Origin of the sequence: Streptomyces sp. Tue6028 (genome assembly GCF_002300165.1) — a bacterium.
Lineage (GTDB): Bacteria > Actinomycetota > Actinomycetes > Streptomycetales > Streptomycetaceae > Streptomyces > Streptomyces siamensis.
The window spans coordinates 117,906-139,529 of the sequence record NZ_MLCE01000009.1 but is presented as its reverse complement, the minus strand read 5'-3'; the positions used below and the strand labels follow the sequence as shown (position 1 = coordinate 139,529).

At 70.7% G+C, this 21,624-nt stretch carries 17 protein-coding genes and 1 pseudogene; 10 read left to right on the top strand and 8 right to left on the bottom strand.

Annotation, left to right across the window (positions count from 1 at the left end; all coding sequences use genetic code 11):
• Both BKI49_RS08185 and BKI49_RS08180 read left to right on the top strand, forming a co-directional pair.
• A pseudogene (locus tag BKI49_RS08185) lies at positions 1-429 on the top strand (glucose-6-phosphate isomerase); the annotation flags it as partial.
• Positions 430-525: 96 nt separating this feature from the next.
• Entirely contained in the window at positions 526-1,488 is a 963-nt protein-coding gene (locus tag BKI49_RS08180) for a hypothetical protein (protein ID WP_095933539.1), read from the top strand.
• 6 nt (positions 1,489-1,494) lie between these two features.
• Here BKI49_RS08180 and BKI49_RS08175 read toward each other — a convergent pair whose 3' ends face one another.
• Genes BKI49_RS08175 through BKI49_RS08165 form a run of 3 tightly spaced genes read right to left on the bottom strand, consistent with a single transcriptional unit; the run spans position 1,495 to position 5,075 of the window.
• Positions 1,495-3,780 carry an ABC transporter permease gene (locus tag BKI49_RS08175; RefSeq protein ID WP_095933538.1) on the bottom strand — a complete coding sequence of 762 codons (2,286 nt, stop codon included), beginning with the start codon at positions 3,778-3,780 and terminating at the stop codon, positions 1,495-1,497.
• A gap of 6 nt (positions 3,781-3,786) precedes the next feature.
• On the bottom strand, positions 3,787-4,572 hold the full coding sequence (locus BKI49_RS08170) for an ABC transporter ATP-binding protein (protein WP_095933537.1): 786 nt from the start codon (positions 4,570-4,572) through the stop codon (positions 3,787-3,789).
• Positions 4,569-5,075, bottom strand: a complete 507-nt coding sequence (locus BKI49_RS08165; protein ID WP_028803429.1) for a PadR family transcriptional regulator — start codon at positions 5,073-5,075, stop codon at positions 4,569-4,571. The genes BKI49_RS08170 and BKI49_RS08165 overlap by 4 nt, the downstream gene beginning before the upstream one ends.
• Before the next feature lie 124 nt (positions 5,076-5,199).
• Between BKI49_RS08165 and BKI49_RS08160 the strand changes: the two genes are divergently transcribed.
• The 5 genes from BKI49_RS08160 to BKI49_RS08140 all read left to right on the top strand — a co-directional run bounded on the left by BKI49_RS08160 (position 5,200) and on the right by BKI49_RS08140 (position 11,853).
• Positions 5,200-6,471 (top strand): ABC transporter substrate-binding protein, encoded by a 1,272-nt coding sequence (locus tag BKI49_RS08160; RefSeq protein WP_095933536.1) that lies wholly within the window; start codon positions 5,200-5,202, stop codon positions 6,469-6,471.
• A 130-nt stretch (positions 6,472-6,601) separates the two neighbouring features.
• Positions 6,602-8,275, top strand: coding sequence for a glycoside hydrolase family 13 protein (locus BKI49_RS08155; RefSeq protein ID WP_095933535.1), 1,674 nt, complete (start codon positions 6,602-6,604; stop codon positions 8,273-8,275).
• A gap of 55 nt (positions 8,276-8,330) precedes the next feature.
• Positions 8,331-9,653 carry an ABC transporter substrate-binding protein gene (locus BKI49_RS08150; RefSeq protein WP_095933534.1) on the top strand — a complete coding sequence of 441 codons (1,323 nt, stop codon included), beginning with the start codon at positions 8,331-8,333 and terminating at the stop codon, positions 9,651-9,653.
• A gap of 5 nt (positions 9,654-9,658) precedes the next feature.
• A complete protein-coding gene (locus BKI49_RS08145; RefSeq protein WP_095933533.1) occupies positions 9,659-11,017 on the top strand; it encodes an ABC transporter permease in 1,359 nt (452 codons plus the stop codon).
• The gene (locus BKI49_RS08140; protein ID WP_095933532.1) at positions 11,014-11,853 is read left to right on the top strand and encodes a carbohydrate ABC transporter permease; all 840 of its coding nucleotides are present in this window, start codon (positions 11,014-11,016) and stop codon (positions 11,851-11,853) included. The genes BKI49_RS08145 and BKI49_RS08140 overlap by 4 nt, the downstream gene beginning before the upstream one ends.
• A gap of 66 nt (positions 11,854-11,919) precedes the next feature.
• On the opposite strand, the gene pgl is transcribed toward BKI49_RS08140, so the two are convergent.
• From pgl to tkt, 5 genes are read right to left on the bottom strand one after another with little or no spacing between them, the layout of a single operon-like run.
• Complete coding sequence (pgl, locus tag BKI49_RS08135; RefSeq protein ID WP_095933531.1) at positions 11,920-12,702, bottom strand: 6-phosphogluconolactonase; 783 nt, start codon at positions 12,700-12,702, stop codon at positions 11,920-11,922.
• Positions 12,699-13,817, bottom strand: coding sequence for a glucose-6-phosphate dehydrogenase assembly protein OpcA (opcA, locus tag BKI49_RS08130; protein WP_095933530.1), 1,119 nt, complete (start codon positions 13,815-13,817; stop codon positions 12,699-12,701). The genes pgl and opcA overlap by 4 nt, the downstream gene beginning before the upstream one ends.
• A complete protein-coding gene (gene zwf, locus BKI49_RS08125) occupies positions 13,814-15,340 on the bottom strand; it encodes a glucose-6-phosphate dehydrogenase (protein ID WP_306453545.1) in 1,527 nt (508 codons plus the stop codon). Before zwf ends, opcA begins: the two co-directional genes overlap by 4 nt.
• Position 15,341: 1 nt before the next feature.
• Complete coding sequence (tal, locus tag BKI49_RS08120) at positions 15,342-16,460, bottom strand: transaldolase (RefSeq protein ID WP_095933529.1); 1,119 nt, start codon at positions 16,458-16,460, stop codon at positions 15,342-15,344.
• A gap of 34 nt (positions 16,461-16,494) precedes the next feature.
• Complete coding sequence (tkt, locus tag BKI49_RS08115) at positions 16,495-18,582, bottom strand: transketolase (RefSeq protein ID WP_095933528.1); 2,088 nt, start codon at positions 18,580-18,582, stop codon at positions 16,495-16,497.
• A gap of 355 nt (positions 18,583-18,937) precedes the next feature.
• Between tkt and BKI49_RS08105 the strand changes: the two genes are divergently transcribed.
• From BKI49_RS08105 to BKI49_RS08095, 3 genes are all read left to right on the top strand, one after another.
• Positions 18,938-19,924: a heme o synthase gene (locus BKI49_RS08105; RefSeq protein WP_095933527.1), complete on the top strand. Its 987-nt coding sequence runs from the start codon at positions 18,938-18,940 to the stop codon at positions 19,922-19,924.
• 95 nt (positions 19,925-20,019) lie between these two features.
• The gene (locus tag BKI49_RS08100; RefSeq protein ID WP_095933526.1) at positions 20,020-20,376 is read left to right on the top strand and encodes a hypothetical protein; all 357 of its coding nucleotides are present in this window, start codon (positions 20,020-20,022) and stop codon (positions 20,374-20,376) included.
• A gap of 99 nt (positions 20,377-20,475) precedes the next feature.
• The gene (locus tag BKI49_RS08095) at positions 20,476-21,582 is read left to right on the top strand and encodes an amidohydrolase family protein (protein WP_095933525.1); all 1,107 of its coding nucleotides are present in this window, start codon (positions 20,476-20,478) and stop codon (positions 21,580-21,582) included.
• The last annotated feature ends 42 nt before the right edge of the window (positions 21,583-21,624 follow it).

The following is a 21,624-nucleotide window of genomic DNA, read 5'->3' as shown; positions in this document are numbered from 1 at the left end:
GGGTTCGCCGACCCGGTGGACGACCTCCAGCCCGGTCTGGTCGCCCAGCACGACCTGCTGATGGCGAACTTCTTCGCGCAGACCCAGGCACTCGCGTTCGGCAAGACCCCCGACGAGGTCCGCGCCGAGGGCGTGCCCGAGGAACTGGTCCCGCACAAGACGTTCCGCGGCAACCACCCCACCACCACCATCCTCGCGCGCGAACTCACCCCCTCCGTCCTGGGCCAGCTGATCGCCCTGTACGAGCACAAGGTGTTCGTCCAGGGCGCCGTCTGGAACATCGACTCCTTCGACCAGTGGGGCGTCGAACTCGGCAAGGTCCTCGCCAAGAAGATCGAACCCGCCCTGACCGAAGGCACCGACGTCCCCGGTCTGGACGCGTCGACGCAGGCCCTCGTCGCCAAGTACCGCGAGCTGCGCGGACGGTAGGGCACACCGGATCGCGGGAAGCGGGCGGCGGGAGTCCGTCCGCTTCCCGTAGAATCCCCGGGCGATCATGCAGGCGATGACTCGGGGGAGTGGACGTTGGCCGGCACGCGTGGACGTTGGACGAGCGAGCGGCTGTCGGCGAGATCGGTCCTGCAACCCAAGCAGGTGGCGAAGGCGCTGTTCCACCCGGCGTGGATCCCGGAGTCCCTCGACCCGTCCGTGGAGCGGCTCAAGCGCGTACGCGTCATCGCGGGAGCGATCGCCGCGTTCGGCGTGTACACCTTCGTGCAGGGCAAGTTCGACTTCACGGAAGTGCTCGAGAACATGCTCACGGCGTCCGCCGTGCTGCTGTTCATCACGCCCCTGACCGTGGGCGTGATGCTCTTCGTGTGGCGGCGCACGGGAACCGTGCGCCAGCTCAGGACCCCCTTGGTCAACTCGCTCAAGCTGCTGCTGTTCTTCATCGGCACGGTGGTCTTCACGGTCTTCCTGTGGCAGCTGTCCACCTCGCTCGGCATGGCCGCGCTGCTCGTGGTCGGTCTGTCGGCCATGTGGCTGACCGGCCTCGTGGCCTACGGCGCGGTGCAGGTGTCGGGGAACTTCTTCGGATCCGCCGCCGTGCACCGCTGTCTGCCGCCGCTGCTGGCCACGGTGACGACCTGGCTGATGGCCATCCCCGACCTGGTCACCGGTGATCTGCACGGGCTCAGCTTCACGATGGGCATCGTCTTCATCCTGGGCGCGCCGGTGACGGTCACGGCCATCGCGGTGCTGGAGATGAGCCGGCTGCGCCGCCGGTACGGGATCCGGCTGGGCGCGCATCCCGCCACGCTGCCGACGCCGCGCCCCGCGCAGCCGCCCGCATACCCACCGTCCGGCGGGTTCGCACCGCCGCCCGGCCGGCCGTACGCCCCGCACCCGCCGCAGGGGTCCCCGTACGTCCCGTTCCCGCCCCAGGGACACCCGTACGCGCCGAACCCGCAGGGCAGCCCCTACGCGCCGGGGACGCCGCAGAACCCGCCCCCGTACCCCTACGGCCCGGGAGCGTCCGGATCCTGACCGTGCTCAGGACACCGCGCTGAGGGTGTCCGCCAGCCGCCTGCGGGCGGCGCGGGCGGCGGGCAGGGCGGCGAGGGCCGCGGCACCCAGCACGGCGGCCACGCCGAACAGCACCAGCAGGACGGGGGACGGCCCCCGCGCGATGCCGGCGCCGATGCCGCTCGACCTGCCCTGGGCGTCGATCAGCCAGTGCGCGAGAGGCAGCCCCAGCGCCGTGCCGACGACGACGGCGGCCAGTGCGGTGCATCCGGTGGCCGTCACCGTGACTGCGGTGATCTGCCGCGGGGTCAGCCCGATCGCCTTCAGCGCCAGCAGGTCCCGCTCGCCCTCGCGCACGGTCCCGCCGATGGCGGTGAGCAGTTCGATGAGGCCGATCAGCGCCAGTACGGCGATCAGCCCCGCGACGACCGCGCGCAGCGGCGACAGCCCGTCGGCCGGGTTCGTCACCTCATGCACATCGATGTGCCCGTGCCCGGACGCGGTCAGCGCGGCGGCGACACGGTGCTGGTCGGCGCCCTGGCGCAGCTGGAGCAGATAGAGGCTCGGCCGCAGCTCCGGGTCGTTCTCGCGCAGCGAGTCCAGCGAGGTGGAGATGACCCGTCCGCTGTTCTCCGGCTCGATGCTGCGCCCCACGATGTGCAGGATCTGCGGGCGGTCGCCCACCATCATCCGGATCCAGACACCGACCCGCACGTCCAGCAGGTCCAGCAGCCCCTGGCCCGCCACGGCCTCGTCGGGGCCGCTCGGGAGGCGTCCCTCCGCGAGGGAGAACGGGTAGGGATGCTCATGCGTGCCGAGCCCGCGCAGCGCGATCGTGCCCGTCTGGCCGGGCGCCAGTGCCGCCACTTCGATGCCCGGGTGGACGGCGGTGACCTGCGGATTGCGGGCCAGCAGGGCCCGGACACCGGACTCGCTCAGACTGTCGTCGGCCCGCACGGTGAGACCGGCGGCGAGACCGATCTGCTCGGGCTCGCTGTGGAAGCGGTCCATGGTGGTCCAGGCGCTCATGGCCACCACGATGAGCAGCAGCGGCAGCGCCAGCCGGGCGACGGTGGCCAGCGAGCGGAGCCGCCGGGTGAACGCCTTGTGCCAGCCCAGGACCAGGGCCGACGGCAGCCGTAGCCCGAGCGCCCCGCGTGCCAGGCCCGAGAGCCGCCCGCCGAGCGGTGCCGCGGCACGCAGGCCCGGAACCGGAGGCACCCGGCCGGCCCGCCATGCCGCGAGCCCGGTCGTCGCGGCGATGAACAGCACCGCGGCGACCGGCACCGCGAACAGCGCCGCCGTGTACCCCGGCAGTCCCTGCCACACGCCGACCGCGTCTCCGAGGCGTCCGGGGATCCTGCTGCCCAGGCCCTCGGTGAGCGCCGCCGCGAGCACGGCGCCCAGCAGGGCGAACGCCACATGCTGGAGCAGGAAGATCCGCACCACCTGGCCGGGGGTGAACCCGATGGCCTTCAGGACCGATATGTCCCGGAGGTGGCCGCGCACCCGGGTGCCGATCGCGCCGTGCACGGCGAGACCGGCGGCGACCAGGGCACCCAGCCCGAACAGGCCGAGGACCTGGCCGAGCAGCCGGTTGTCGCCCTGCGCCTCGGCCCGCGCCTGCTGCCAGGCGGAGACCTCGGTGACCGCTCCGGCGCCGAGCAGGGTGACGGCGCGCTGGACGGCGTAGTCCGTGTCCTCGGGATCGGCCAGCCGCAGCCCCGTCACCTGGCCGCCGGTGGCGCGCGGCAGCGCCGAGGGGAGCGCCCAGACGAGACCCGGTCGTTCCCCGGGGCTGTAGCGGGGCTCGGCACTGTCGGCGACGCCCCGGACTGTCAGGGTCCGCGAGGTGCCGGGCAGGGTGAGGATGTCGCCGGGCTCCGCCCACAGCGCCCGGGCGAGGCTGCTCTCCAGCACCACGCCGTCCGGCGCGCCGACGTCGAGCCAGCGGCCCGCGGTGAGCAGCGGTCGGCCGATGGCAGGGGGCTCGACGGTGCCGCGCAGCTCCACGGAGGCGCGGGTGCCGCGCGACTCCAGGGTGGCGCCGGCCGTCGGATAGGGGCCCGTGACGGACGTGACGCCGTCCACCTCCGCGAGCTTGCGCGGGTCGGCGGAGGGACCGGTGTGGATCCACACGTGCGCGCCCTGCGACTGGCTGAAGACGCGCTGCCACGGATTGGTCGCGTACCCGAAGAGGGCGGCGGCCAGCAGCAGGGAGGCGACGATGCCCGCGGTGGCGAGGACGATGAACAGCGCCTCGCCGCGATGTGTGCGCAGATCGGCGTGAGCCCAGCGCAGAGTGGCCCGCACGACGGCTCAGTCCTTCAGTTCCAGCACGCCGGATATGCCCGGTGCGCGCGAGGGAGCGCCGCCGAGCTCCGCGTCGTCGGCGATACGGCCGTCGAAGAAACTGATCACCCGGTCCGCGGCGCTCGCGAGGCGGGCGTCATGGGTGACGAGCACGATGGTCTGGCCCCGCTGGTGGAAGCGGGACAGCAGCCGGGTCACCTCGCGGGTGCCCTTGCTGTCGAGGCTGCCGGCCGGTTCGTCGGCGAGCAGCAGCGGCGGATGGTTGACCAGGGCGCGGGCGAGTGCCACGCGCTGCTGCTCGCCGCCGGAGAGCTCGCCCGGCATGCTGCGTTCCTTGTCCTTCAGGCCCAGCTCGTCCAGCAGCAGCTCGCGTTCGGCGCGGGCCTGCCGGGGGGAGACCCCGGCGAGCAGGGCGGGCAGTTCCACGTTGTCGGCGACCGACAGGTTGGAGACGAGGTTGAAGAACTGGAAGACGATGCCGATGCGGCGGCGGCGCTCCACGGCCCAGCGGGCCTCGCCGTACCCGTCGGTGCACTCGCCGTCCAGCCAGATGCTGCCGGCGTCCGGGCGCTGGAGCCCGCCGAGCAGATGCAGCAGGGTCGACTTCCCGGCGCCGGACGGGCCGGTGACCGCCACGAACTCGCCCTTGCGCACGGCGAGGTCCACACCGCGTACGGCATGGGCGGGGGCACCCTCGCCGTAGTGCGTCTTGACCAGGCCCTCGGCCCGCAGCAGCGGAACCGGGTCGCTCGTGGTGTGCGGCCCGGGAACGGGATCGGCGGCGGCGTTCATTCCAGCTCCTCCTGGCAGCGCTCGAGCCAGTCGAGGTCGGCCTGCAGATGCAGCATGGCCCCCTCGATGAGCAACTGGGAGATGCGGTTGTCCCGGTTCTCGGCCGCGGCGAGCTTCGACAGATTGCGCATGGTGTTCAGGTACTGGCGCCGCTGCTTGTTGATCAGGGCGATCTGGTCGGCGAGACCGGTCTGCGGTGCGAGCGCGAGCTTCATGAAGAACTCGTCCCGGACGCGTGGCTCGTCCGCCGTCTCCTCGTACCAGGCGCGCAGCGCCTCACGCCCGGCGTCGGTGAGGTGATAGATCTTTTTGTTCGGCCGGCTCGACTGCTCGACTTCCTCGCCCTCGATCAGGCCCGACTTCTCCAGGCGGCCGAGGGTCACATAGACCTGGCCGACGTTCGGCTGAGGGTACGCGGAGCCCAGCAGTTGCTCAAGGTCCTGCTTGAGCTCATAGCCGTGCGCCGGGCCACGCGCCAGCAGGGCCAGGAGGGGCAGCCGCACTCGTGCTCTCCTCCTCGGATCCTTGTAATGTGCCGCAGGCCCTAGTATCGCCCATACCTAACAGGTATACATGGCCTCTGACTCCGGGCGAAGGTGCCCGGCGCCGGTGTACAGGGAGGAACCTATGCGGTGGATGCATGCCGCCGGTAGGGGCCTCCTGGTCATGGCTGTCGTCCTGACCGGTTACGTCGCCTCCGGGGCGCGGGCCGACGAAGGGCGCGGCACGGGTCGCGGCCCGCTCACCCTGGCCACCGCGGGGGACCTCACCGGCTATCTGGGGCCGCTGCTCGACGGCTGGAACCGCACCCACCCCGGTGAGAAGGTCACCCTCGTCGAGCTGCCGGACTCCGCGGACGAGACCCACGCGCAGATGACCACCGACCTGCGCGGAGGCGACCGCAGCCGCTTCGACGTCCTCAACATCGACGTCAGCTGGACCTCCGAGTTCGCGGCGGCGGGCTGGATCCGGCCGCTGCCGCGCGACCGCTTCCCGCTGAGGACCTTCCTGGACCCGGTGACCGACACGGCCACCTACGACGGGCAGTTGTACGCCGTCCCGTACGTCACCAACGCCGGGCTGCTCCTGTACCGCAAGGACGTGCTGGCCAAGGAGGGCGTCCCGCCGCCGCGCACCTGGGCCGAACTGGAGCGGGACGCGAAGACCATCGCGCCGAAGTACGGACTCGACGGCTACGCGGGCCAGTTCCTGCCCTACGAGGGCCTCACCGTCAACGCGGCCGAGGCGGTGTACTCGGCGGGCGGCACGATCCTCGGGGACGAGGGCACCCGGGTCACGGTGAACTCCGACGCGGCCCGCGAGGGCATCGGCTTCCTCGCACGCGGGGTCCGCGAGGGCTGGATCCCGCAGCGGGCGCTGATGTACAAGGAGGAGGAGTCCAAGCAGGCCTTCCAGGACGGCCGGCTGCTCTTCCTGCGGAACTGGCCCTACGCGTACGTCGCCGCCTCGGCCAAGGGTTCCGAGGTGGCCGGCAAGGTCGGCGCCGTACCGCTGCCCGGACCGGACGGTCCCGGCAGGAGCGTCCTCGGCGGGTCCAACCTGGCCGTCAACACCCATGCCCGGCATCCCGACTCGGCCGCGCGGCTGATCGCGTACCTGACCGGTGAGCGCGTCCAGCGCCAGGTCCTGACCCGCGGCGCACTGCCGCCCGTCCGCGCCTCGATCTACGACGACCCCGAACTGATCCGGCGGTTCCCCTACCTGCCGACGCTGCGCGCCGCCGTGGAGACGGCCTCCCCGCGCCCCAAGAGCCCGCACTACGACCAGGTCAGCCTGGTGGTGCAGGCCGTCGTGCACGACGCGCTGACCGGGCACCAGACCCCCGAGAGCGCGGTGCGCCGACTGGCGCGGGAGCTGGCCGCCATCTCCCAGCGCTAGTTACTTGTTAGGTAACGCCAAGGTCTCAACCTGTCTCCAAGTGCCCGAATAAGTCCGTATATCAAGGACCAACTTCTCAGTAGCTTCAGACTCTTCGTTGACACCCTGATGACACGCCTACTTAACATGCATGCATAACCGTAGGCACGCACAGACAGGTCAACGGGTGACGCTCAACACGCACCGCTGGTGGCGCGACGCAGTGATCTACCAGGTGTACGTCCGGAGCTTCCTGGACAGCACCGGGGACGGCATAGGCGATCTCGCCGGGGTCCGGGCCGGACTTCCCTACCTGAAGAAGCTCGGGGTCGACGGCATCTGGCTGAGCCCCTTCTACCCCTCGCCGCAGCACGACCACGGCTACGACGTCGCCGACTACTGCGACGTGGACCCGCTGTTCGGCGATCTCGCCGAGTTCGACCTGCTGATGACGGACGCCCGGCGGCTCGGCATCAAGGTCCTCCTCGACATCGTCCCCAACCACTGCTCCAGGGAGCACCCGTGGTTCCGGGAGGCGCTGGACGCGGCGCCCGGCGGCGAGGCGCGAGCCCGCTTCCACTTCGCCGAGGGCCGCGGACCGGACGGGGCCGAACCGCCCAACAACTGGCACGCCATGTTCGGCGGCCCCGCCTGGACCCGGACCACCGAGCGGGACGGCACCCCGGGCCAGTGGTACCTGCACATGTTCACGCCCGAACAGCCCGACCTGAACTGGCGCAACCCCGAGGTCGGCGCCCACTTCGAGCATGCCCTGCGGTTCTGGCTCGACCGGGGCGTCGACGGGTTCCGCATCGACGTCGCCGCCGGTCTCTTCAAGCACCCCGACCTGCCCGACTCGCCCGACCCCGAGGCCGACGCCCGTACCCGCGACTCGGTCAACCCGCTCGCCTGGAACCAGCCCGAGGTGCACGACGTCTGGCGCCACTGGCGGTCGGTGTGCGAGGAGTACACCGCCCGCGACGGCCACGAGCGGCTGCTCGTCGGCGAGGTCTCCGTACCGACCGCCCGCGAGCATGCCGAGTACGTGCGCCACGACGAGCTCCACCAGGCCTTCTTCTTCGACCTGCTCAGCGCCCCCTGGAACGCCGACGCCTTCCGCAAGGTCGTCTCCGAGGCCATGCAGGACATCGCCGGCACCGGTTCCACGGTCACCTGGGTGCTCAACAACCACGACCAGGTCCGCACGGTCACCCGCTACGGCGAACCCACCACCGAGGGGAGCGGCCTGGGTGCCGCCCGGGCCCGCGCCGCCGCGCTGCTGATGCTGGCCCTGCCCGGCGCCGCGTACATCTACCAGGGCGAGGAACTCGGGCTCCCCGAGGTCGTCGACCTGCCGGACGACGTGCTCACCGACCCGATCTACCGCCGCACCGGGAGCCGCGCCCGCATCCGCGACGGCTGCCGTGTGCCCCTGCCCTGGTCGGGCGCCGCCTCTCCCTTCGGCTTCACCTCCGGTGTGGAGGGCGCCAAGCCGTGGCTGCCGCAGCCCGCCTACTTCGCCGAGTACGCCACCGACCGCGCCCTCGCCGACACCCGCTCCTTCTGGCACCTCTACCGCGACGGTCTCCAACTGCGCGCCGGGTTGCCCCAGTTGGGCGAGGGCACGCTGCGCTGGCTGGAGACGCCGCCCGGCGTCCTCGGCTTCGTCCGCGGCGACGGTCTCGTCTGCGCCGTCAACTTCGGTACGGCACCCACCTCCGCGCCGGTCTCCGGCACCCCCCTGTTGTCCAGCGGCCCCTGCGCTCCCGGCGTCCTGCCCGGTTCGACGGCCGCCTGGTGGATCAGCGACTGCACCAACCCCTGAGTCGCCTGCTCTTTGCACGCACGTCAATCCTCCTGCCCTCGAAGGGACATCAACGATGATGCGACGACGTACGACCCTGCTCGCGAGCTGCACCACCCTCGCCCTGGCCCTCGGCGCGACCGCCTGCGGCGGCGGCCCCGTCTCCGCGGGCGGCGGCAAGTCGCTGAGCGGACAGACGATCTCCGTGGCCGGCGTCTGGTCCGGCAGCGAACAGAAGAACTTCCAGAAGGTTCTCGACGCCTTCACCGAGAAGACCGGCGCCAAGACCCAGTTCACCTCCACCGGCGACAACGTCTCCACCGTCGTCGGCAGCAAGATCGAGGGCGGCAACGCCCCGGACGTGGTCATGGTCCCGCAGGTCGGCGTGCTCCAGCAGTTCGCGAAGAAGGGCTGGCTCAGGCCGCTGTCCCAGAAGACCCAGCAGGCCGTGGACGCCAACTACGCGAGCGTGTGGAAGAACTACGGCAGCGTCGACGGCACCCTGTACGGGCTGTACTTCAAGGCCGCCCACAAGTCGACCGTCTGGTACAGCCCCGACGCCCTCGACCAGGCCGGCGTCAAGCCCCCGACGACGTACGACGCGATGCTGAAGGCCGGGCACACCGTCTCCGAGTCGGGCCTCGCCGCCTTCTCCGTCGCCGGACAGGACGGCTGGACCCTCACCGACTGGTTCGAGAACATCTACCTCTCGCAGGCCGGACCCGAGAAGTACGACGCGCTGGCCGCGCACAAGATCAAGTGGACCGACCCGACCGTCGTCGAGGCGCTCACCACCCTCGGCAAGCTGTTCAAGGACAAGCAGCTCATAGCCGGTGGCCAGAAGGAGGCGCTGAACACCGACTTCCCCGGCTCCGTGGAGAAGGTCTTCGGACCCAAGCCCGCGGCGGGCATGGTGTACGAGGGCGACTTCGTGGCCGGCGTCGCCAAGGACCAGTTCGGCAAGAAGATCGGCGAGGACGCCGACTTCTTCCCCTTCCCCGCGGTCGGCGGCGGCAAGGCGCCCGTGGTCAGCGGCGGCGACGCGGCCGTCGTGCTCAAGGACGGCAAGAACCAGAAGGCCGCCCAGCAGTTCCTGGAGTACCTGGCGACCCCCGAGGCGTCCGCCGTCTGGGCCGAGGCGGGCGGCTTCCTCTCCCCGAACAAGAAGCTCGACCTCGCCTCCTACGGCGACGACGTCACCCGTGAGACCGCCAAGTCGCTGGTCGCCGCGGGGGATTCGGTCCGCTTCGACATGTCCGACCAGGCCCCCGCCGCGTTCGGCGGCACCAAGGGCACGGGTGAGTGGAAGATCCTCCAGGACTTCCTGCGCGACCCGTCCGACCCCAAGGGCACCGCGGCCGCTCTGGAGAGCGCTGCGGCCAAGGCGTACCAGGGCTGATCGACGTGACCGCCACGCTCCTGAAAGAGGCGAGCCCCCCGCCCGTCGGCATGGCCGACCGCAGGCGCCGGGCCCGCCGTCGCGGCCGGATCATCGCGATCGCGTTCGTCTTCCCGGCGCTGCTCCTGCTCGGTGCCCTGGTCGTCTACCCGGTGCTGTTCTCCGTGGGGCGCAGCTTCTTCGACGCCTCGGGCACCCGGTTCGTGGGCGGCGACAACTACAGCGCGATGTTCCACGACCCCGCCACGATCAAGGCCATCCGCAACACCACCATCTGGGTGGTCGTGGCGCCGGCGCTGCTGACGGCCCTGGGCCTGATCCTCGCCGTGCTGGTCGAGAAGGTCCGCTGGGCCACGGCCTTCAAACTGCTGCTCTTCATGCCGATGGCGGTCTCCTTCCTCGCCGCGGGCATCATCTTCCGGCTCGCCTACGACGAGGACCCCGACAAGGGCGTCCTCAACGCGGCCGTCGTCTCCGTGCACGACGCCTTCAAGGGCACGTCGTCGTACCCGACCGCCCGTGCCCGCGACGGCCAGGGCCTGACCAAGGGGGCCGACGGCTCCTACCGTACGACCGCAGCCGCGTCGCCCGGTCACGCGGTCGACCTCGGGCTGGTCGGCGTCCTCGCCGACGACCTGCCCGGGGACGCACGGCCCGCCTATCCGGCGGCCGCGCGGAAGGCCGCTCCGGACGAACTGCGCGGCGTCGTCTACCTGGACTTCACGCGCGGCGGGGGAGGGGAGCAGGGCAAGGTCGACCGGCAGGAGAGCGGACTGCCCGGCGTCGAGGTCGAGGCCGTGCGCGACGGGAAGACGGTCGCGAGCGCCACCACGGCGGCCGACGGCTCCTTCCGCTTCGGCGGCCTGGATTCCGGCTCGTACGCCGTGCGGCTGCCGGCGTCGAACTTCGCCCCGCCGTACGACGGGATCTCCTGGCTGGGACCCGCGCTCGTCACCCCCGTCATCATCGGCGCCTACCTGTGGATCTGGACCGGATTCGCCATGGTGCTGATCGGCGCGGGCCTCGCCTCGCTGCCGCGCGACGCGCTGGAGGCGGCGCGGATGGACGGCGCGAACGAGTGGCAGGTCTTCCGCCGGATCACCGTGCCGCTCCTCGGGCCCGTCCTCACCGTGGTCTTCGTGACCCTCGTGATCAATGTGATGAAGGTCTTCGACCTCGTCTACATCATCGCGCCGGGCCCGGTGCAGGAGGACGCCACCGTGCTCGCGACCCAGATGTGGCTGGTGTCCTTCGGCGGGGGCAACGACCAGGGGCTGGGCAGCGCGCTCGGAGTGCTGCTCCTGCTCCTCGTCATCCCCGCCATGGTCTTCAACGTCCGCCGCTTCCGAGGGAGTCAACGATGAACGCGCTCAGGCGAGGGCTCGGCAACAGCCTGGTGCAGGCGTTCCTCGTGGTGGTGGGGCTGATCTGGCTCACCCCGCTCGCCGGGCTGTTCCTGTCCTCGCTGAGATCCGCCCAGGACACCGCGAAGGGCGGCTGGTGGACCGCGCTGGCCGAACCGGGCCGGCTGTCCTTCGACAACTACTCGGCGCTGCTCGGCAACGCGGGCATGACGCAGGCCTTCTGGAACACGGTACTGATCTCGGTCCCGGCCACGTTCCTCGTCGTCGTCATCGCCGCACTCGCCGGATACGCCTTCGCCTGGCTGGAGTTCCCCGGCCGTGAGCCGCTCTTCCTGCTCGTGGTGGCCCTGCTGGTGGTGCCGGTGCAGATCGGTCTGCTGCCGGTGGCCAAACTCTTCGGCCAGCTGGGGCTGTTCGGCACGATCCCCGGAGTCGTCCTCTTCCACGTCTCCTACGGGCTGCCGTTCGCCATCTTCCTGCTGCGGAACTACTTCGCCGAGATGCCGCGGGAGATGCTGGAGGCGGCGCGCATGGACGGCGGTACCGAGTGGCGCATCTTCACGCGGCTCGTCCTGCCGGTCGGCCGCCCGGCGATCGCCAGCCTGGCGATCTTCCAGTTCCTGTGGGTGTGGAACGACATGCTCGTCGCGCTGCTCTTCGCCGACAGCTCCTCGCAGCCACTGACCGTGGAACTCCAGTCCCAGATACGGCAGTTCGGCAGCAACATCGATGTGCTCGCGCCCGGCGCGTTCCTGTCGCTGGTGGTGCCGGTGGTCGTGTTCTTCGCCTTCCAGCGGCACTTCGTGCAGGGGGTGATGGCCGGGTCGGTCAAGTGACCCGGTCGCGGGTCACTGGACCGGCGGGGGCGGCGGAGGGGGACGAACCCCTCCGCCGCCCCCGTGTCATGCCGAAGCCGGCGGGTACAGCGAGCGCGGCAGCTGCGAGGCGGCCGCCGCGTCCAGGAGCCACAGCGTGCGGGAGCGGCCGTGAGCCCCGGCGGCCGGGGCCTGGATCTCACCCGCTCCCGACAGCGCGATGGCAGCGGCCTGCGCCTTGTCCTCGCCCGCGGCCAGCAGCCAGACCTCGCGCGCGGACCTGATCGCGGGCAGGGTCAGCGAGATCCGGGTCGGCGGCGGCTTGGGCGCACCGTGCACGCCGACCACCGTCCGCTCCGTCTCCCGCACCGCGGGCAGCTCCGGGAAGAGCGAGGCCACATGGGTGTCCGGCCCGACGCCCAGCATGAGGACGTCGAACGTCGGCACCGCACCGTGGTTCTCCGGCCCCGCGGCCTTGGCGAGCTCGGCGGCGTACGCCTCCGCCGCCGCGTCCGCGTCGGCGCCGTACGGGCCGTCCGACGTGGGCATCGGGTGCACCCGGGCCGGGTCCAGCGACACCGAGTCGAGGAGCGCCGCACGGGCCTGGGTGTCGTTGCGGTCCGGGTCGCCCTCGGGCAGGAACCGCTCGTCGCCCCACCACAGGTCGATGCGGCCCCAGTCGACGGCGTCCCGGGCGGGCGCGGCGGCGAGCGCCGCGAGCAGCCCGTTGCCGTTGCGGCCGCCCGTGAGCACCACCGACGCGTAGCCGCGGGAGGCCTGCGCGTCGACCACCTTCGTGATCAGCCGGGCCGCGGCGGCCTGGGCCATCAGCTCCTTGTCGCGGTGCACGACGAGCTGGGGAGTGCTCACTCGGCTGCCGCCTTCTTCGCCGGGGCCTTCTTGGCGGTGGCCTTCTTCGCCGCGGCCGAGCCGGTCTTCCTGGCCGGGGCCTTGGCCGCGGGCGACTTGGCGGCGGGCGCCTTCGTGGCGGTCCCCGCCGTGGCGGTCCCCGCCGTGGTGGTCCCCGCCGTGGCGGGGACCCCATCGTCAGCCGCGCCGTCCACGTTCAGCCGGTCCACCCCGTAGCGGAGCGCCGAGGCGTACGTGTCGTCCGGGTCGAGACGGCGCAGCTCCTCCGCGATCAGCTCGGAGGTGTCGCGGCGTTTGAGCGCCACCGCACGGTCGGGCTGCCCGTGGATGGACAGGGTCGCCAGGGTGCCGTCGGCGCGGTCCAGGACGATCGGGCCGCAGCTCGTGCCCAGCCGGACACCGGTGAGTCCGGGACCGGAGGACAGCGAGCGCGTGACGGGCACGTCGAGGCGGTTCGCCAGCCACATGGCGAGCAGCTCGCAGCTCGGGTTGAACTCCTCGCCCTCCACCTCCACGGCCTCCACCTCGCAGGTGACCTGGTCCAGGGCCGCGGCCAGCATCGAACGCCAGGGCGTGATGCGGGTCCACGACAGGTCCGTGTCGCCGGGGGTGTACGAGTCGGCGCGGGCGCTCAGCTCCCGTACCGGCGACTCGGCCGCGTAGGTGTCCGTCACCCGGCGCTGGCCGAGCGCGCCCAACGGGTCCTTGGCCGGGTCCAGCGGCGCGTTCACCGGCCACCACACGACGACCGGCGCGTCCGGCAGCAGCAGCGGCAGGACCACGGAGTCGGCGTGGTCGGCGACCTCGCCGTACAGGCGCAGCACCACCGTCTCACCGGTGCCCGCCTCCGCCCCGAGCCGCACCTCGGCGTCGAGCCGCGACTTGGTGCGGTCGCGGGGGGAGCGCGAGACCCGCTTGATGACGACCAGGGTGCGCGAGGGGTGCTCGCGCGAGGCGTCGTTCGCGGCCTTCAGGGCGTCGTAGGCGTTCTCCTCGTCGGTGACGATGACGAGGGTGAGCACCATGCCGACGGCCGGTGTGCCGATGGCACGGCGGCCCTGGACCAGCGCCTTGTTGATCTTGCTGGCCGTGGTGTCCGTGAGGTCGGTCTTCATGGGCGACGCCAGCTCCGTCCGTCTCGCTCGAGCATGTCGTCGGCCTCGACGGGCCCCCAGGTGCCCGCCGGGTACTGCGCGGGCTTGCCGTGCCGGTCCCAGTACTCCTCGATCGGGTCGAGGATCTTCCAGGACAGCTCGACCTCCTCGGTGCGCGGGAAGAGGTTCGAGTCGCCGAGCAGCACGTCCAGGATCAGCCGCTCGTACGCCTCCGGACTCGACTCCGTGAACGACTCGCCGTAGGCGAAGTCCATGGACACGTCCCGGATCTCCATCGAGGTGCCGGGGACCTTCGAGCCGAAGCGGACCGTGACGCCCTCGTCCGGCTGCACGCGGATGACGATCGCGTTCTGCCCGAGTTCCTCGGTGGCCGTGGTGTCGAAGGGGGAGTGCGGGGCGCGCTGGAAGACGACCGCGATCTCGGTGACGCGACGGCCCAGACGCTTGCCGGTGCGCAGGTAGAAGGGGACGCCCGCCCAGCGACGGTTGTCCACGCCCAGCTTGACCGCCGCGTACGTGTCGGTCTTCGACTTGGCGTCGATGCCGTCTTCCTGGAGGTAGCCGGTGACCTTCTCGCCGCCCTGCCAGCCGGCCGCGTACTGACCGCGCACGGTGTGCTTGCCCAGGTCCTTGGGCAGCCGGACCGCGCCGAGGACCTTGGTCTTCTCCGCGGCCAGCGCGTCCGCGTCGAAGGAGGCGGGCTCCTCCATGGCGGTCAGCGCCATCAGCTGGAGCAGATGGTTCTGGATGACGTCCCGGGCCGCGCCGATGCCGTCGTAGTAGCCGGCCCGGCCTCCGATGCCGATGTCCTCGGCCATCGTGATCTGTACATGGTCCACGAAGGACCGGTTCCAGATCGGCTCGAACATCGTGTTGGCGAACCGCAGCGCCAGGATGTTCTGGACCGTCTCCTTGCCCAGGTAGTGGTCGATACGGAAGACCTGGTCCGAGGCGAAGACCTCGTGGACGACCTTGTTGAGCTCCTCGGCCGACTTGAGGTCGTGGCCGAAGGGCTTCTCGATGACCGCGCGTCGCCAGGAACCGTTCTCCTGGTCGGCGAGCCGGTGCTTCTTCAGCTGCTGGATCACCACGGGGAACGACTTCGGCGGCACCGACAGGTAGAAGGCGAAGTTGCCGCCCGTGCCCTGTGCCTTGTCGAGCTCCTCGATCGTGGAGCGCAGCCGTTCGAAGGCGTCGTCGTCGTCGAAGGTGCCCTGCACGAAGCGCATGCCCTGGACCAGCTGCTGCCAGACCTCCTCGCGGAAGGGCGTGCGGGCGTGCTCCTTGACGGCGTCGTGGACCTCCTGGGCGAAGTCCTCGTGGGCCCACTCGCGGCGTGCGAAGCCGACGAGCGAGAAGCCCGGCGGCAGCAGACCCCGGTTGGCGAGGTCGTACACCGCGGGCATCAGCTTTTTACGTGACAAATCGCCCGTGACGCCGAAGATGACCAGGCCCGACGGCCCCGCGATACGCGGGAGCCGTCGGTCTGCGGGGTCACGCAGCGGATTGCTGCTCGACAAGATTTCAGCCCTCCGACGGGGCGAGGCGCTCAAGCTCCGCCTCGGTCGACTTGAGCAGGTCGTTCCAGGACGCCTCGAACTTCTCGACGCCCTCGTCCTCCAGGAGCTGGACCACGTCGTCGTACGAGATCCCGAGCTTCTCGACCGCGTCGAGTTCGGCGCGGGCCTGCTCGTACGTACCGGCGATCGCGTTGCCCCTGATCTGCCCGTGGTCCTCGGTGGCCAGCAGAGTGGCCTCCGGCATGGTGTTCACCGTGTTCGGCGCCACCAGCTCGTCCACGTACAGGGTGTCCTTGTACGCCTTGTCCTTGACGCCGGTGGAGGCCCACAGCGGACGCTGCTTGTTGGCCTGCGCCTTGTCCAGGGCCGCCCAGCGGTCGGAGGAGAAGACCTCCTCGTACGCCTGGTAGGCGAGCCGCGCGTTGGCGACGCCGGCCTTGCCGCGGGCGGCCTTGGCCTCGTCGGTGCCCAGCGCGTCGATGCGCTTGTCGATCTCGGTGTCCACGCGGGACACGAAGAAGGACGCCACGGAGTGGATCTTCGACAGGTCCAGACCCCGCTCGCGGGCCTTCTCCAGGCCGGCGATGTAGGCGTCCATCACCTCGCGGTAGCGCTCCAGCGAGAAGATCAGCGTGACGTTGACGCTGATGCCCCGGCCGATCGTCTCGGTGATCGCCGGGATGCCCGCCTTGGTGGCCGGGATCTTGATCAGGGTGTTGGGACGGTCCACCAGCCAGGCCAGTTGCTTGGCCTCGGCGACGGTCGCCTTCGTGTTGTGCGCCAGACGCGGGTCGACCTCGATCGACACCCGGCCGTCCTGGCCGCCGGTCGCGTCGAAGACCGGGCGCAGGATGTCGGCGGCATCGCGGACGTCCGCCGTCGTGATCATGCGGATCGCTTCTTCGACGGTCACCTTGCGGGCGGCGAGGTCCGCGAGCTGCTGCTCGTAACCGTCGCCGCTGCTGATCGCCTTCTGGAAGATCGACGGGTTGGTGGTGACGCCCACGACGTGCTGCTGGTCGATCAGCTCCGCGAGATTGCCGGACGTGATCCGCTTGCGCGACAGGTCGTCCAGCCAGATCGCGACGCCTTCCTCGGAGAGGCGCTTGAGTGCGTCTGTCATGGAAATTGCATCTCCTACGTGTCGTATTTCAGCGTCAGCGCTGGGCTGCGGCGATCGATTCCTGCGCGGCGGCGGCGACGTTCTCGGCAGTGAATCCGTATTCGCGGAAGAGCACCTTGCCGTCGGCCGAAGCGCCGAAGTGCTCCAGCGAAACAATGCGGCCGGCGTCCCCGACGAAGCGGTGCCACGTCAGACCGATACCCGCCTCGATCGCGACCCGCGCCTTCACCGACGGCGGCAGGACGCTGTCCCGGTACCCCTGGTCCTGCTCGTCGAACCACTCCACCGACGGCATGGACACGACCCGCGTCGGGACGCCCGCGGCCTGGAGCTGCTCGCGCGCCTCCACCGCGACGTGCACCTCGGAACCGGTGGCGATCAGGATGACCTCGGGCGTGCCGCCCTCGGCCTCGAACAGCACGTAACCGCCCTTGGCGGCACCCTCGTTCGGCTCGTACGTCGGCACGCCCTGGCGGGTCAGCACCAGGCCGTGCGGGGCGCCCTCGCCGAACACCTTCGTGTAGCGCTTGAGGATCTCGCGCCACGCGATCGCGGTCTCGTTCGCGTCCGCGGGACGGACGACGTTCAGACCCGGGATGGCGCGCAGCGAGGCGATGTGCTCGACCGGCTGGTGGGTCGGGCCGTCCTCGCCCAGACCGATCGAGTCGTGCGTCCACACGTACGTGACCGGCAGGTGCATCAGCGCGGAAAGGCGCACCGAGTTGCGCATGTAGTCGGAGAAGGTGAGGAACGTACCGCCGTACACACGGGTATTGCCGTGCAGCGTGATTCCGTTCATCTCCGCGGCCATCGAATGCTCACGAATACCGAAGTGGATCGTGCGGCCGTACGGGTTCGCCTCCGGCAGCGGATTGTCCGCCGGCAGGAACGACGACGTCTTGTCGATGGTCGTGTTGTTCGAGCCGGCCAGGTCGGCGGAGCCGCCCCACAGCTCGGGGATGACGGCGCCGAGTGCCTGGAGGACCTTGCCGGACGCGGCACGCGTGGCCAGACCCTTGCCCGCCTCGAAGACCGGGAGCTTCTCCTCCCAGCCCGCCGGCAGCTCGGCCGCGGAGATGCGGTCGAACTCGGCCGCGCGCTCCGGGCTGGCGGTACGCCAGGCGGCGAAGCCCTTCTCCCACTCGGCCTTGGCCTCACGGCCCCGGTCCAGCGCCCCGCGCGTGTGGGCGAGGACCTCCTCGGAGACGTCGAACGACTTCTCCGGGTCGAAGCCCAGGACGCGCTTGGTGGCCGCGACCTCGTCGGCGCCGAGCGCCGAGCCGTGCGCCGCCTCGGTGTTCTGCGCGTTCGGGGCGGGCCAGGCGATGATCGAGCGCATCGCGATGAACGACGGCTTGTCGGTGACCTTCTTCGCGGCCTCGATGGCGTTGTAGATCGCGTGCGGGTCCAGGTCGCCGTCCGGCTTCGGCGCCACGCGCTGCACGTGCCAGCCGTACGCCTCGTACCGCTTGACCGTGTCCTCGGAGACCGCGGTCTCCGTGTCGCCCTCGATCGAGATGTGGTTGTCGTCCCACAGCAGGATCAGGTTGCCGAGCTCCTGGTGGCCGGCCATCGAGGACGCCTCGGCGGAGATGCCTTCCTGGAGGCAGCCGTCACCGGCGATGCAGTAGATGAAGTGGTCGAAGGGCGACTCGCCCTGCGCGGCGTCCGGGTCGAACAGGCCGCGCTCGTAGCGGGAGGCCATCGCCATGCCCACGGCGTTGGCGACACCCTGGCCGAGCGGACCGGTCGTCGTCTCGACGCCTTTCGTGTGCCCGTACTCCGGGTGGCCGGGGGTCTTGGAGCCCCAGGTGCGGAAGGACTCCAGGTCCTCCAGTTCGAGGCCGAAGCCGGCCAGGTACAGCTGCGTGTAGAGCGTCAGGGACGAGTGGCCCGCGGACAGCACGAACCGGTCCCGCCCGACCCACTCGGGGTCCGCGGGGTCGTGTCGCATCACCTTCTGGAAGAGGGTGTACGCGGCCGGAGCCAGGCTCATCGCCGTACCGGGATGGCCGTTGCCGACCTTCTGTACGGCATCGGCGGCCAGGACGCGGGCGGTGTCCACGGCCCGCTGGTCCAGCTCGGTCCAGTCCAGGTCTGTGGTGGTCGGCTTGGTGCTCACCCTGGGTCAGGGCTCCTCTCCACATGTCACGCATGTCGAATACCGGTGCACTGGGCGCCCACCGGCGTTGTCGAGCCTACCCCCGTAAGTACGTGCGTTTTTTCGAGTCATTCCAGACTGCCGGGACTCTTCGGGATCCGCCTCCCGACTGGTCCGATCCGTGTCCGGCAACTGAATACGGAGCCGCTCGTCCGAGTGCTCAATCGAGTGCCGCTCGGCTCTTCCAGCGGCGCCGCCCAACACGACCCCACCCCCGCGAATGTCGGGGTCTGGGCAACGTCTACAGTGGCGTGGTACGCGCGAGCCTTTACCGGGACTTCACACGGGGAGGCTTGCTGGGATGTCTCTGTCAGGGGTGTGCGTGACGGCCGTCGAATCCCGTCCAGCGGGTGGGGGCACCTCCCACGCCCTTAAGGCCGTGGGGGAGCTCGAGTCGAGCAGCAGCCGGGGCCAGCGGCCGTTCGGGGCCCGCGTCAAAGCGTTCGTGGCGCTGACCAAGCCGCGCATCATCGAACTGCTGCTGATCACCACGGTTCCGGTGATGTTCTTGGCCCAGCAGGGTGTGCCCGACCTGAAGCTGGTGCTCCTCACCTGCCTCGGCGGCTTCCTGTCCGCGGGCGGCGCCAACGCGCTGAACATGTACATCGACCGTGACATCGACGCCCTGATGGAGCGCACCTCGCAGCGCCCGCTGGTCACCGGCATGGTCAGCCCCCGCGAGTGCCTGGCCTTCGGCATCACGCTGGCGGTCGTCTCGACGCTCCTGTTCGGCCTGACCGTCAACTGGCTGTCGGCATGGCTGTCGCTCGGCGCGCTCCTCTTCTACGTCGTCGTCTACACGATGATCCTCAAGCGCCGTACGTCGCAGAACATCGTGTGGGGCGGCATCGCGGGCTGTCTGCCGGTGCTCATCGGCTGGTCGTCCGTCACGAACTCCATGTCGTGGGCGCCGGTCATCCTCTTCCTCGTCATGTTCTTCTGGACGCCGCCGCACTACTGGCCGCTGTCCATGAAGGTCAAGGAGGACTACGCGCGCGTGGGCGTGCCGATGCTGCCGGTCGTCGCCGGCAACAAGGTGGTCGCCCGCCAGATCGTCATCTACAGCTGGGTGATGGTCGTGGTCTCCCTGCTCCTCACCCCGCTCGGCTACACCGGCTGGTTCTACACCGCGGTGGCCCTCGCGGCCGGCGGGTTCTGGCTGTGGGAGGCGCACGGTCTGCAGAACCGCGCCAAGGCCGAGGTGACGGGCGCGAAGCTCAAGGAGATGCGCCTGTTCCACTGGTCCATCACCTACGTCTCGATCCTCTTCGTCGCCGTCGCGGTCGACCCCTTCCTGCGCTGATTCCCCACTGACGACACACCACGGGTGGGGTGCGTGGCCAAAGCCACGCACCCCACCCGTCGCTGTTTGATCTACCCGTCGGTAGCATCCTGGCCATGGCAGACACGCAGCAGGTTGACGAGAGCACCGGCGCCGCCCAGGACGCCAAGGCCGAGCGCAAGGCGGCCAAGCTCGCCCAGCGGATCTCCGCGTTCTCCAAGGAGCACGGCGGGGCCGAGGGACAGGTCGCGTACATCGGGCAGAAGGGCGCCCGGATCGTCCTCGTCGGCGAGGACGGCAACTGGGGCGACCTCGTGGCACCCACGTACGCCATCGCCGAGCAGGCCGTGCAGAAGGCCGGGATCACCGTCCACGAGGAGTTCGACGGGGAGTTCGCCGCCAAGGTGAGGACCGGCCGGTACGAGTGGACGCGGATGGCGGGCATCCAGGTCGGCGGACCGAGCAACGGCTGACAACCGTCGACCGTTCGTACGGGGTGTGCGAGAGCAACACCTGACACCCGGTTCACCCGTTAGGACCTGAGAAGACACGGTCCAGTCGCGGGAGTCCGGATGATCGAAACGCCGTCCCTCGTGGACCAGTACTGCCACGGCGTACTGCGGACGGAGCTGGGCCTCGGCACGTTCGAGGCCCACCTTGCCCGGACCGAGGGGCCGCCGGCCGCCGGCACCACCTTCTTCGACACCCAGACGGGCTTCGCCGTACGCCGCTGGTGTCCACCGCTGCTCGGCCTGGAACCGCACTGCCCGCCGGCCCGCTATCTCGCCCGGCGGCGCGAGCTCGGCGTACTGGAGTCGGGCCGCAGACTGCTGCGCGGCAGCGGCATCACGACCTATCTCGTGGACACCGGACTGCCCGGCGACCTCACCGGACCCGGCGAGATGGCCTCCGCGGGCGCCGCCCGGGCGCACGAGATCGTCCGGCTGGAGCTGCTCGCCGAGCAGGTCGCCGACACCTCCGGCACCGTCGAGTCCTTTCTCGCCAATCTCGCCGAGTCCGTCCACGGGGCCGCCGGGAACGCGGTGGCCTTCACATCCGTGGCCGGAGTGCGGCACGGTCTGTCGCTCGCGCCCGAACCGCCCGGCCCCGGGGAGGTGCGGGGCGCCGCGGGCCGCTGGCTGGCGGGCCGCCGCGTGGGCGGGCCCCTCAGCGATCCGGTGCTGCTGCGCCATCTGCTGTGGATCGCGGTCGCCTCGGGCCTGCCCCTGCAACTCCACGCCGGCCTCGGCGAACCGGGCCTGCGCATCGACCGTACGGACCCGGTCCTGCTGACGGACTTCGTGCGCGCCACGGCCGGCCTGGGCACCGATCTCGTCCTGCTGCACGGCTACCCGTACCACCGGCACGCGGCCCATCTCGCGGGTGTCTTCCCGCACGTGTACGCGGACCTCGGCGCCGCCCTGGTCCGTACCGGGGCGCGGGCGGCGGCCGTCCTGTCCGAGATCCTGGAGCTGGCACCCTTCGGCAAGCTGCTGTTCTCCAGCGGCGCGCACGGTCTGCCCGAGCTGCACGTGGTGGGTGCCCGGCTGTTCCGTGACGCGCTGGCGCGGGTGCTCGGCACCTGGGTCGCCGAGGGCGCGTGGTCGCTGGCCGACGCGCAGCGGGTGGCCGGCCTGATCGCCGCGGGCAACGCGCAGCGGGTGTACGGGGTCGAATAGCCCCACACCCTTTCACCGGTCGGTGCGGGCACTCCAGACTGT

Bases quoted from the DNA above. Each gene is read 5' to 3' on its own strand.
- BKI49_RS08140 (WP_095933532.1), top strand. From the start codon at position 11,014: ATGAACGCGCTCAGGCGAGGGCTCGGCAACAGCCTGGTGCAGGCGTTC.
- opcA (WP_095933530.1), bottom strand. From the start codon at position 13,817: ATGAAGACCGACCTCACGGACACCACGGCCAGCAAGATCAACAAGGCG.
- BKI49_RS08150 (WP_095933534.1), top strand. From the start codon at position 8,331: ATGATGCGACGACGTACGACCCTGCTCGCGAGCTGCACCACCCTCGCC.
- BKI49_RS08100 (WP_095933526.1), top strand. From the start codon at position 20,020: ATGGCAGACACGCAGCAGGTTGACGAGAGCACCGGCGCCGCCCAGGAC.
- BKI49_RS08155 (WP_095933535.1), top strand. From the start codon at position 6,602: ATGCATAACCGTAGGCACGCACAGACAGGTCAACGGGTGACGCTCAAC.
- tal (WP_095933529.1), bottom strand. From the start codon at position 16,460: ATGACAGACGCACTCAAGCGCCTCTCCGAGGAAGGCGTCGCGATCTGG.
- BKI49_RS08170 (WP_095933537.1), bottom strand. From the start codon at position 4,572: ATGAACGCCGCCGCCGATCCCGTTCCCGGGCCGCACACCACGAGCGAC.
- BKI49_RS08160 (WP_095933536.1), top strand. From the start codon at position 5,200: ATGCGGTGGATGCATGCCGCCGGTAGGGGCCTCCTGGTCATGGCTGTC.
- BKI49_RS08095 (WP_095933525.1), top strand. From the start codon at position 20,476: ATGATCGAAACGCCGTCCCTCGTGGACCAGTACTGCCACGGCGTACTG.